This window comes from Sphingomonas flavida, from assembly GCF_036663655.1.
Lineage (GTDB): Bacteria > Pseudomonadota > Alphaproteobacteria > Sphingomonadales > Sphingomonadaceae > Sphingomonas.
Genome location: NZ_JAXOJH010000034.1, coordinates 1 through 10,861 on the forward strand (window position 1 = coordinate 1; position 10,861 = coordinate 10,861).

The following is a 10,861-nucleotide window of genomic DNA, read 5'->3' on the forward strand; positions in this document are numbered from 1 at the left end:
TCACGTGATAAAGCTCGACCCATTCGCGCCAGCCTCCTTCCCCAGCACGGATCGTGAATCAGAAAACGGCCGTCATGTGAAGCCCCGATGATTCAATTCGGCTGAAAACCGCTCTAGATGTCCGGCTGTCGCTGCGCACCACCGACCGGAAGGCAGTGCGCAACATGGGGGCGGCGCTCACGGCGGTGACGCCGAGGGTGCTGGAGATGCTCGACAGGCGGGCCAGGCAGAAGACCGATATCACCGAGCAGGAGCTCCAGGCGATCGCCAAGGCGATGTACGAGGAGCGGCTGGCGGAGGTGTGCACCCTGCAGCGATCGACGCCGTACGATTTTGAGACCCACTCGGCCGCCAATCTGGCGTTCGTCGATTATTTGGAGCGACTGAAGAACCAGGGCGGCCATATGTCCTTCCTACCGGCCGAAGAGCGCAAACTGGAGGCGGAGGGATGGAGCGCGCAGCGGATCGCCGATCTGCGCTCAATCATTGCGATGCGCGAGGAGCGCGGTGTTAGTCTGATCCGGCCAGACGAGATCGATCGCCATCTCGCCGCTGCAGGTTTCGCAGTCGATGACCGGCTGCGCTGGATGCTGGAGCTCGCCCTCTACCCGGCCTACCGCGACGTCTATGCCGCCGCAGAGGCGCAGCTTCGAAGTGCGGCCACGCCCGGGACGGTGGCGCCTGGCAATTCGGCCATGCCTGCACCGCCGCAGCCGTCGCCTTCGCCGGTCGCTGGCGTTCATCCTGCGCCGGTCGGTTTAGCTTCGGCGGTGCCAGAGGACTGGCTGCATTGCACCCCGGTCGAGGCAGCGGAGCGGATGATCGCCACGACGCCCCGCCTGTTGGAGCATCGCAAGGGCGGCAAGCGCGAGAAGGATAGCGTCGGCGAACAGACGCTGCGCCAGATCCGCTGGGCCGCCGTGCTGCTGCAGAAGTCGCTGCCCCCTGGAACGCCAATTTGGCGGGTCACCAAGGCGGACATCGTCGAGCTCGACAAATGGTTCGATCAGCTCTCCGTCAACTATGGCAAGGCCGCTGGCGACCACGACCTCGGCCAGAGCCTGGAACAGGCGGCAGCCGTGTTCGCCGATCGGGTCGAGACGGGCGATGTGCCCATGGATCAGATCGGCTTGTCCACCGGCACCGCCAACAAGCATTTCAACAAATTGGGCCAGATCCACAGCTTCACGCGCAAGGCGGTGCCCATCGCCGAGCCGATCGACTTCGGTGAGTTCACGGCCCCGATCGATAAGGATGAGCGTGAAGCACGGCTGCGCTACACCCGGGAACAAGGCGAGGCGATCTTCCGCCTGCCGCCATGGACGGGCTGCGTCGGCGTCGAGGAGCGACTGAAGCCCGGCCCCAAGGTCATCCACGATGGCCTGTTCTATCTGCTGCTGCTCATCTGGTACACCGGCGCGCGGCGCGAGGAATTGGCCAAGCTGATGCTCGACGATGTCGAGGAGCGGCATAGCATCGACTATCTGCTGATCCGCCCCACCATCACCGGGCGGATCAAGAACAAGTCCGCCCGGCGCGTGATCGTCATCGCCGACGAGCTGATCCGGTTGGGCTTCCTGCGCTATGTCGAGGCGATGCGCGCGGCCGGGGAGACGCTGCTGTTCCCCGAATTCGTGCCCGGCGGCGATACCAAGCGGAAGCTGGGCGACGTCTTCTACAAGCTGTGGTGGATCTATATTGCGCCGAGCGTGCCCGACCGGAAGCGCGGTCAGGCGATGCACTCCGCCCGCCATACCGTGTCGGACGAGTTGAAGGACCAGGAGGTCTTCATCGAGTTCCGCAACGATCTACTCGGCCACAAGGGGACGGGTGGCGAAGGCATGACGCGCTATCCGGGGCGGGCCTCGCTCGAGAAGCTCAAGGCCACGGTGGCGAAGATCCCGATCGTGACCGGCCATCTGCCGGACCAGCGGACCATCCGCCTTTTACCGCCAAACATGCGGCAGGCGCGCCCTACCCGCGTCAAAGGGGACCGCGCATGACGCGCTCCAGGCAGCCCCGGCGGGCTGAGCAGAAAAGAAGACGAGGGGTGCGCACCAGTAAGGAGAAGAGGATGCGCTCCGGCTCTCGCCTCCGCAATGTCGAGCGAGGAAACAGAGTAGCAGGATGGGTGGTGTACAACACCACAGTCCGCCGGGGCGGACCTGCTCCGCGCCGAAGGCTTGTCGCAGGGGCAGACAAATGAGCAAGGTCGCGACCGACCGGCCAAGCCGTAAGCCGCGCGGGAAGCGCGCGCCGCGCGCAAAAACTGGCGAGAGCATCAACATTCGCGTCACGGCCGAGGAGAAGCGGCTGCTCATTCAAGAGGCGGGCGAAGTCGGCATATCGAAGTACGTTCGCAAACGCCTGTTCGACGGGGGCTTGCGCGATCGGGACAAACTGCGTGAGATAGCCGTCCTGCACGTGCTCGGGCGCCGTGTTAAGGATCTGGCCGAAAAGACGGAAATCGATGCCGATACCGTCGCCGACACGCTTGGTGACATATGCGCAGCAATCGGGGGCCTGACCGTCGATCTGGACGATGCTAGCGACGGGGCGCCGGCGCCGTGATCGTGAAGCATATTCCCGCAAGGCCTGCCGGACGCAACGCCACCATCGAGCGGGCGAAACATGCCCGCAATCTCGTCGATTATCTTCGACAGCCTGAGAAGCAGAGCGCTGAGAAGGATTATCAAGTCGCCTATATGCTTCGCGAGGGGCTTGGCGATACGAAAGGAGAGCGCCTTTTCCATATCGGTGCGCGCAACTTCGTCAGCTCGAATATCGCCGGGCAACGCGCTGAGATGATCGCCATCGCTCAAATGGCCAGCCGAAGTCCCAACCCGATCGATCACTGGCTGCTCAGCTGGCGTGAGGGCGAACTTCCGACGCCTGCAGAGATTGATGAGACGGTGGCGATGTTCGTCGAGCACCTCGGCGTCGGTAACCAGCCGTGCATTTATGCCTGCCACGGCGACACCGATAATCGGCACGTCCATCTGGCGCTCAATCGATACGATCCGCTGTCGGAGCGGATGATTGAGATCAACGACGGCTTCACCCGTGAAGCGGCGCATCAGGCGATCGCTTTGATTGTCGATCGGTTCGGATGGCAGGCGGAGGCCGACGCGCGCTATGACGTCGTGAACGGCAGGCTGGTAATGGCGGCCGATGCCGCAGCAAGACAGAAGGCGGGGTGCAAGCCGCTTTGTCCGAAGGCAACGTCGTTTGAGAACCGGACCGGCTATCGCTCCGCACAGCGGATTGTGCAGGAGGACGCGGTACCACGTATCAAGGCTGCACGGTCGTGGAACGACCTGCATGCTACATTGGCGGAGGTCGGTATTCGCTACGACATCGTCGGCACCAATGGTGTGACGCTCACGGTCGGTGACGAACGCGTGAAGGCGTCCGGTATCGATCGAGCGATCACCCGGACCCAGGTAGAGAAACGTCTCGGCTCATTCGAGCCGCGGCGGGAAGAGATTCATGAAGTATCGCGTAACCACCATAGTGATCGACTTGCCGACGCGTTCCGCGCCGACGAGTACCGTGCAGAATGCGAGCGCTGGCGGCAGCAGCAGCAAATACGTCGCGAGCAGCGTTCCTTCCCGGCTGGCCTTGCACGGGAAGAAGGCGAACAGGCGCAACCTGCGGCAGGCGAAATTCAGCCACCGTTGACGCGACCGCCGCCTAATCTAGAGAGTTGGTATTACGCGCGCCGAGAAGGTGTTTTCGCAAGGCGTTGGCGACACCGCTTCGACGTGGAGGATCTGCCGCACCTCAGTGGCGTCGCCCAGGGCAAGTCTGGTTTGCCAACTGAAATCGATGGCTATCATGGCTATCCCTGCTCAGACGGCACGCGCTATGCCCGAGGACCCGATGAGCCGACGGCATTCCTGGATCGCGGCCCGAACATCGCGGTCGTCATTCAGGACGACGAGGCCCTGCTGGCCGCCCTGCGGCTGGCTGCGCTGAAGTTCGACGGCAAGGTGTCGGTCAACGGCGACAAGCAGTTTCGAAAGCGCACGTTCGAAATCGCCCAGCGATATGGATTGGGACATGTTCTGGCGGATGCGGATTTGGCGGCCAAGTGGCGAGCGCGTCAGCCCAAAGCTACCTCTCAAGGGCCGACTCAATCAACCATCGTCCCAAAATCAGATTCGCAAACGGGGGAGAACGGGCCACGAGAAATCGAAGGTCTTGGTGAACCCGCTATTGGGTCAAAGTTGCATTCGAACATATCGAGTAATTCATCGCCGCTAAATGTTCCAGTCAGCGCCGCGGCGTTGGAGGTTGCAGCCAGTGCAATTGATCCTTTTTCGGTACCCCAGTCCGAACTCGTTGATGACCTATCGCGCGCACGGGCATTAGCTCTTCCTCGCGAACAACAAGTTCTCAGGCAGTCGTGGAAGCGGGCTTTCGCAAAATTGGGGGAAATGGGGCGTCTGCCGGTCTGCGATGAGGCCGGGCGATGGTCGATCAGCACCGAGGGTCTGTCGCTTGATGAGCGCCGGGCGCTGTCAGCCCAAGGCCAAGATGCGGAGACGCAGAAGCGGTTCGCCGAGATGAATGCTAACCACCCGAAGCCTCAAATTTCTGCGACCGTATCCAGCATTACAACAAAGCAAGGCGTTCTTGGACTTGGGCGAGTCGCGTCTGTGAGAAAATATGTCGACCCAACCCATTCCCAGCAGGACGTGCTTGCATCGGCAAGACTAAGTAAAGGCAGGTGCAAATCAAGCGACAATTTACCTGAAAGGGGAGTGGGAGGTAAAGAGCGATAGCGGCGAGGCCGCCATGATCCACAGAAGTGTGAAGCGACATCCTTTTAGAAGCGAGCGTTTCGCGGCTATCGCGGTATCCCCGAGGGCGGTTTCTGGGATGTTACCTAATCTGCGGGAGAGGCAGCTTGCGACCAGCTCAAGACATTCAACGCCGTCGATGTGAGCGTCGGGCTTTGCTGAAACCCGCCATTCGGGTCGCGCAAACGGGCGGGTCGGCTTGGCGCCCCAATTTCGGCCGTTCGATCGACTGGTTGAGCGTCACAAAAGCTGCCGTTTGTTCATGCCGCGTCGATGGCCGGGGTTAGCGGTTGCGCCTAAAGGTTGAAGTCAGCGGTGTTCTGAACGTCGTCATCCTTGCCATTGTCGAACCATGCCGACGTGTCTATCTCGCTCGTGATTTCGGCCTCGCCGAGGTCCTGCGGCGTTTCGACAGGCACCTGGAAGCGCATCCCGATCGGGAACTCGTCACCGATCTCGGCGCCATCGCCCCGACGCCGGTCGCTGCCCGAGCCGTAGAGCAGCGTGACGCCGACGGAGCCGGTGATCTCGTATTCGACGTGGGCGGCAGTGATGCTCGTCACGTGGCGCTCGTCGATGCCGACCCAGTCGACCGTGTGGTGCGTCGCCAGGATGTCTATCTCCCCGATGGTCTCGGTGGTAAACGCCTCGACCGCCTCGCGCTGCAGTCCGTCGGCGATGCCGTCGACGATCTCGCGCCGGTAGTCGCGTTGAGCCTCGAGCAGTTGTGCGAGGTCGACCAGCACGTCGTGGGCGATCGCGTCCTGTTCGTCCAGGTCGCAGACGATCGTGTCCTCTCGGCCGTGGACGTGCTTGTTCAGGTCGCCGTAGGCGCTGATGACGTCCTTGATCAGCGGCTTCACGTCGACGCTGGTGATCTCCTCGACCTGCTCGACAGTCAGGCCGCCGATGAGAGCGTAGGTCAGCCTCGCATTGCGGACCGGCCTGTCCTGGCCCTCCACCGGCTCGAACCAGCGGCATGCCTCGACCTGCTCGCGTGGCGCGAGTGCGTCCATCACGTAATCGAGGAAAATCCTGATGGCAGTGGCAAAGAGGTTCAGCCGCAGGGGGTTCTCGCGCTGCTCAAGAGGGAAGGCGGCGCCCAGCATCGCGTCGCGTGTGAACTGGGTCGGCGCCAGGTCGATCATCGAGCGAGCGAGCTTCGCGACGTCTATGACCGGCTGCGTTGCCGGTGCTCCCTCACCGGTCATCAGCGCTGCACCAGCTCAGGGGTGGCCAATCCCGCGACCGGCATGCGCACCGCCCAAGGGAACTTCATCGGATTCGCCTGCTCGAACTGGTTCACCGTCACGCCCGGCAGGTTACGCCGGTCGTAGACAGTCCCGAGCCGGAGCGAGAGGCTCGCCGGCGCGGCCAGGAACAGCGCGATCTCGCTAACGCCTTGCCGCGAGAGCGCCATGACCGTGTCGAGGAACTGCTGAGCGAGCTGCTGCTGCTTGGCATCCGACCAATGCGACGCGGTCGACCGATCCTGCAGGTCCATCCGGACGATCGGCGCCGCAGGCTCGACCAGGCGAACGTTAGCGTCGAGCACGTCGTAGGAGGCGGATACGCAGAGCGCGACGCGGCTGATGCCGGCGGCGACCGCGCCGAGCCCGGTGACATCGAAACGCCTGCCGTCATCGTCCTCATCCAGCGGCCGCCAAATGTGCGCGTTGCGGTCCCAGTCCATGAACAGGGTTCGGTGCTCGTCATCGACGATCACGCCCAACAGGAAGAGGAGCGGCACGGGCGCGAGGCCGCCCAGTGCGAATAAAACGTCGGCCCGGTCCATACCGTCCGTCCGCCGCGAGATGTCGTCGGGAACGCCGGCGAGCTTCTGCAGCGCGCGTTCCGGGCTGACGATCCGACCATCGACCAGGCCCTGCCGAACATCGACGACGAAGGCGTCGCGCCGTCCCCGGACCGAAATCGGCACCGCCTTCTCCAGCGGCTCGCCCTGCCAATCACGCAGGCCGCGCGCTTCGATCACGACGACCTTCTCGCGGTTTTCACGGCGGACGTCGCGGATGACTAGGAGCAGTCCCGTCAGGACGATGGTCGTGGCGACTATAAAAACACCCCAGCTCAGTGCTGCGGCTCCGCCGGAGGTGTCCCACGAGAAGATGAAGGGGCCGCCCTTGGTGGGGACCGTGATGCCGATGGTGAGGCTGGCTAGCACCAGAGCATACAGCGGAACGCCGACCTTTATCAGCGATGCGCCGACGGACCGCCGCCTGAACACCCAGTCGATGAGCGAGCGCAGGAAATGATTCAGCACGGTCATTGCTCCAATATCTCGACAAGTGAAGGTTGAAGGCCGCGGCGGAACAGCGTGCACGAGCTTGCGATCCGCCGCCACCAGTCGAGCCTCACGATGAGCAGCACCGCGAAGTCGATGCCGCGTTCGCCATGGACGAGTTCGATCATTGAAGCCGCGTCCTGTATGCTGGGATCGACCGGGAAGCGCGGATGGGAATGCCACTCCCCGAGGTAGTTAAATCGGTCGTATTCGTTTCCCGTCCGCTGGAAGAATGCATCCAGCGCGTCGGCGTGCGCCTCGGGGCTCCGTACGAAGTGCGCACGGCCGCCGGTCTCCTTGTCGATGGACAAGTCAACGACACGGAAGTGGCCCGGTTCGATCTGCTCGCCCATGAGCACCCCACCGATCTCGCGCCTACCGGCTGCGCGGAGCGCGCGCTTGAGAATCGTCCTGACGTCCGGCGCGATCTCAACCCTCATCTGTCTTTTTCGCCGTGAGGTCGGCTAGCAGCCCCTTGAGCGCCTCGATGTCGCCGGAGCCCGGTTTCACCCCCCAAGTGTCGTTCTCGCCGAGGTCGATCGGACGGACGTCGAACGGCGCAGTGAATAGCCACCGGTCGCTGAGGCCGATGACGTAGGCGGGGTACGGGAAGCCGGTCGCCTCCGGTCGGGCCAGAAGGTCGATTGCGAAGCGCGACAGGTGCGACGCGATCACGCTGACGTCGGCGTCGTCTGCGATCAGCGGGGGTCCGCCGGTGCCGTTGTCCTCGTATGGCTTCGCCGAGCCGTCGTCCGGCCAGTCGACACCCTGCTCGGCATACCAGGCCTCGATCCTCTGCCGCGCGGTCAGCGGCGTCGGGTCGAGTCCGGGGCGCAGCCGCACGACGATGCCGCCGGCACCGCCGCCGAAGACGTGGCCCCAGCACATCGGCTTCTCGGCCCGGCGCGCGATCGCGGAGCACAGGTTGAACACGGCCGGATCGGCGGTCGCGTCGACGATGAGGTCGCAGGTCTCGATGGCGGCCATCGTCGCGGCGGCCATCGCACCGCTCTCCTGTCCGCCGAGCGGGTTCGTCCGGGCGGTGAAGGTGCAGTCGGCGTTGACGTCCATCAGCCGCGCGCCGAGCGCCGGCGCCTTGTGCACGCCGACAGATCGCCAGTCGAGTTCGTTGCGGACGAGGTTGCCCGCCGACAGCACATCGCCGTCGACCAGCACGAAGCCCCCGACGCCCGACCTGGCGAGTTGCACGGCTACCTTCGAGCCCACCGATCCGCATCCGACGATCGCGACCTTGGCCGCCTTCAGCCTTTCGTAAGATGGGTCGAGCCTGACGCCGTCCGGCTCGGCGAAGATCGCGTCGTAGCTGATTAGCTTCCGCGCGCCCGAGTCGCCGAATACCATCGGGACGTGGATGCGCTGTCCATCGAACAGGAGGACGCCGACCAGGTCGGACCCGTCCTTGAGATCAGTCGCGAGGGCCGGGTGACCATGTGCCCACAGCAGCGTCTTAAGCTCATCGAGATCCTTCGACGCGCGACCGCCGCCCGCTGGCACGCGCACCACCACAGCCCGAAAGGACCGCACGTCCCCGCCGCGCTTCTTCGCCTCAAGCCAGAGCGGCGCGTCCGTCGGACCGATCCGCGACAGCTGCGCCACGTAGGTCCCGGCGACGTCCTGCTCCTGCATTTCGCCCTCGGCCACCTCACCTTCGGCAATCAGGCCGAGCCCGGACAGCGTGTCCCGGGAGAAGAGGAAGCGGAACGCGGAGTACCGCATCCGTTGCGCGCGCGTCGTTCGGTGGTCGGCCGGGGCGGGTTGACCGGTCTCGTCCTCCGACGAGAGTAGATGGTGTGCACTCTCGATCATCATCGCGCCAGTGACGTCGGGGGTCCAGTTATCCGGCCGGTGCTCGAGGCACAGTTCGCCCGATGGGCCGTATTGGTGGCCGGACAGTAGTTTACGGTCGCGCGCGAGGATCGACGGCGCGGCGTCGGGGAAGAAGTCGGGGTAGACTAGAGTCAGCGGGATATTCCGCTCGCCGATCTCCAGGTCGAAGTCGAACGCCAGCTGCGTGCCGATCAGCCGCATCTCCACGTTGGCCAGCCACTGGCTACGTTCGGCGAGATCGCCGATCGCGTTCCGCTCGGACTGGGCGCGGCCGGGTTGTTCGCCCCACCAGATCAAGCGAAGCCCTTGGGGGAGGTCGGCTCGCGGCGGGTGTTCGGGAACGCGGGGGCGCTCGCCGCACCGGTCCCGATGATTGCGGCCGACGCGGCGGGGCGAAGCATGCTTCCCGAGGGCGGGTCCATGCGCGCGGCCGCTTTCTCGGCGATGGCGCCCATCCGCGGGGCCACGCTCTCGACAAGCCGCCGGCGCTCGACCTGCTGCGCCAGCTGACCGAAGTCATGCCGCACCTGCGCGAGCCACTCGAAGAAGGCGTTCTGCCGCTCGGGATGCGTCGGCCACTTGTCCGCGAAGTTCTCGAGCGGGTCGGACGGGTTGCGGATGATGCAGTTCTGGCCGTCATGCTCGATAAAGCGGTCCATGTTCGCCAGGATAGCGTAGAGCGCGTCGGAGATTTTCTCCTCCCCGTTGTAGGCGTGCGCGGCGAGCGTCGTGATGATGACCGAGATCGGCCGTTCGTCGTAGCGGTCCACGAACATGCCGTCGCGGTGCCGCTTGAGGATCATGATCGCGGACTGCAGCGGGGTGCGGACCCGGTATTCCGGAATGTCCTCTACGCTGGCCCGGACCGATTCCGCAATCGCACGGCGCTTCCGTTCGAAGATCGGCCCCATGCGCAGCTGGAACCACTTCGCGTAACCCTTCGGATTGGACCGCTGCCAGTCGTCGGAGATGTATTCGTAGGTCGGTGACCGCACGTCAGTGATGACGATTGCCGTCTCCGAGAAGCGGGTGTCGAGGCCATATGCCTCGAGAAGAAGCTTCTGCCGCGAGTTGTTCGGGACCGCCGGCACGATGTCCATGTGGAACTGGGCGCCATCGGAGTAGGAGAGCACCCAGCACCGCTTACCCTCGGTAACGGGCTTCACCATATTCTGCGCTATCCGATACGCCTTGATCTCGTCGCCGACCAGCTTCTTCAGCGCCTTCTGGCTGAGGTCGCCCGTGCCGAGCAACTGCAACTCGCAGACCGAGTCGACGTCGTATTCCTCCTCATCGTTCAACGGACGGATCGCCGTACCGAGGCGGAAGGACCCCTGCACGTATATCTGCGGACCGTAACGCAAGACGGTCGATTCCGGGCGGTGCAGCCAGGCGCCGAGCGACGCGTAGCTGCGGCACGCTTGGTCATAGCGCGCTTCGCTGATCGCGAGCGCGTCGGCCAGTGCGGCAAGGTATTCGTCAGCGCTTTTCGTCGTCATGGTTAACCCCTCCATTCTGTATTTGTTCTCTACCGCGGGCTTTTTCAACAGGTCGGACTCCACTTATCTGCATCAAATACGGAGATACCTGTGGAAATGCGTGCAGCGGCCTTACGCAACAGCACCTCAAGCTCGGTGATCCTGAAGATCATTCGCCTGGGCTGCTGACGCCCGCTGTTAGATGCTTTGTGACGACTAAACGAATGACTGCTTTACCGTGTGGCCACTGACCTGCTCCCCATTTTCAGGCCACCGATAAGTTAGCTTCGGTGTCCTCATGCCCGTGGCGAGGGCGGTTGGTGAAGTCGGCGGGTGCCATGCCGCCGAGGCTGCTGTGCGGACGCACGGTGTTGTAGTCCGTCCGCCATGCTTCGATGATCCGTCTTGCCGCAGCCAGCGAGGGGAAC

The 10,861-nt window shown here is 63.8% G+C and carries 9 protein-coding genes; 3 read left to right on the top strand and 6 right to left on the bottom strand.

All coding sequences use genetic code 11. The annotated features are described in order from the left end of the window. Positions 1–164: 164 nt before the first annotated feature. The 3 genes from U1703_RS18465 (at position 165) to U1703_RS18475 (ending at position 4,787) form a co-directional block, all read left to right on the top strand. Complete coding sequence (locus tag U1703_RS18465; RefSeq protein WP_332786910.1) at positions 165–2,003, top strand: site-specific integrase; 1,839 nt, start codon at positions 165–167, stop codon at positions 2,001–2,003. A gap of 199 nt (positions 2,004–2,202) precedes the next feature. After that, positions 2,203–2,571 (top strand): plasmid mobilization protein, encoded by a 369-nt coding sequence (locus U1703_RS18470; RefSeq protein WP_332786911.1) that lies wholly within the window; start codon positions 2,203–2,205, stop codon positions 2,569–2,571. Beyond that, positions 2,568–4,787 carry a relaxase/mobilization nuclease domain-containing protein gene (locus U1703_RS18475; protein ID WP_332786912.1) on the top strand — a complete coding sequence of 740 codons (2,220 nt, stop codon included), beginning with the start codon at positions 2,568–2,570 and terminating at the stop codon, positions 4,785–4,787. The genes U1703_RS18470 and U1703_RS18475 overlap by 4 nt, the downstream gene beginning before the upstream one ends. A 314-nt stretch (positions 4,788–5,101) precedes the next feature. Here the strand turns inward: U1703_RS18475 and U1703_RS18480 are convergent, their stop codons facing one another. The 6 genes from U1703_RS18480 to U1703_RS18505 all read right to left on the bottom strand — a co-directional run. Next, entirely contained in the window at positions 5,102–6,016 is a 915-nt protein-coding gene (locus U1703_RS18480) for a pPIWI-associating nuclease domain-containing protein (protein ID WP_332786913.1), read from the bottom strand. Beyond that, a complete protein-coding gene (locus U1703_RS18485; protein ID WP_332786914.1) occupies positions 6,016–7,092 on the bottom strand; it encodes an SAVED domain-containing protein in 1,077 nt (358 codons plus the stop codon). Before U1703_RS18485 ends, U1703_RS18480 begins: the two co-directional genes overlap by 1 nt. Beyond that, the gene (locus tag U1703_RS18490; protein WP_332786915.1) at positions 7,089–7,547 is read right to left on the bottom strand and encodes a Mov34/MPN/PAD-1 family protein; all 459 of its coding nucleotides are present in this window, start codon (positions 7,545–7,547) and stop codon (positions 7,089–7,091) included. The genes U1703_RS18485 and U1703_RS18490 overlap by 4 nt, the downstream gene beginning before the upstream one ends. Then, positions 7,537–9,252, bottom strand: coding sequence for a ThiF family adenylyltransferase (locus U1703_RS18495; RefSeq protein WP_332786916.1), 1,716 nt, complete (start codon positions 9,250–9,252; stop codon positions 7,537–7,539). Before U1703_RS18495 ends, U1703_RS18490 begins: the two co-directional genes overlap by 11 nt. Continuing rightward, the gene (locus U1703_RS18500; RefSeq protein ID WP_332786917.1) at positions 9,249–10,454 is read right to left on the bottom strand and encodes a nucleotidyltransferase domain-containing protein; all 1,206 of its coding nucleotides are present in this window, start codon (positions 10,452–10,454) and stop codon (positions 9,249–9,251) included. The genes U1703_RS18495 and U1703_RS18500 overlap by 4 nt, the downstream gene beginning before the upstream one ends. 244 nt (positions 10,455–10,698) lie before the next feature. Beyond that, the coding region (locus tag U1703_RS18505) for an integrase core domain-containing protein (RefSeq protein ID WP_332786918.1) at positions 10,699–10,861 on the bottom strand (163 nt) is incomplete at its 5' end.

What these genes read in the sequence shown, in the direction of transcription:
- U1703_RS18465 (WP_332786910.1), top strand. Translation starts at nt 165, where the DNA reads ATGGGGGCGGCGCTCACGGCGGTGACGCCGAGGGTGCTGGAGATGCTC.
- U1703_RS18470 (WP_332786911.1), top strand. Translation starts at nt 2,203, where the DNA reads ATGAGCAAGGTCGCGACCGACCGGCCAAGCCGTAAGCCGCGCGGGAAG.
- U1703_RS18480 (WP_332786913.1), bottom strand. Translation starts at nt 6,016, where the DNA reads ATGACCGGTGAGGGAGCACCGGCAACGCAGCCGGTCATAGACGTCGCG.
- U1703_RS18485 (WP_332786914.1), bottom strand. Translation starts at nt 7,092, where the DNA reads ATGACCGTGCTGAATCATTTCCTGCGCTCGCTCATCGACTGGGTGTTC.
- U1703_RS18490 (WP_332786915.1), bottom strand. Translation starts at nt 7,547, where the DNA reads ATGAGGGTTGAGATCGCGCCGGACGTCAGGACGATTCTCAAGCGCGCG.
- U1703_RS18500 (WP_332786917.1), bottom strand. Translation starts at nt 10,454, where the DNA reads ATGACGACGAAAAGCGCTGACGAATACCTTGCCGCACTGGCCGACGCG.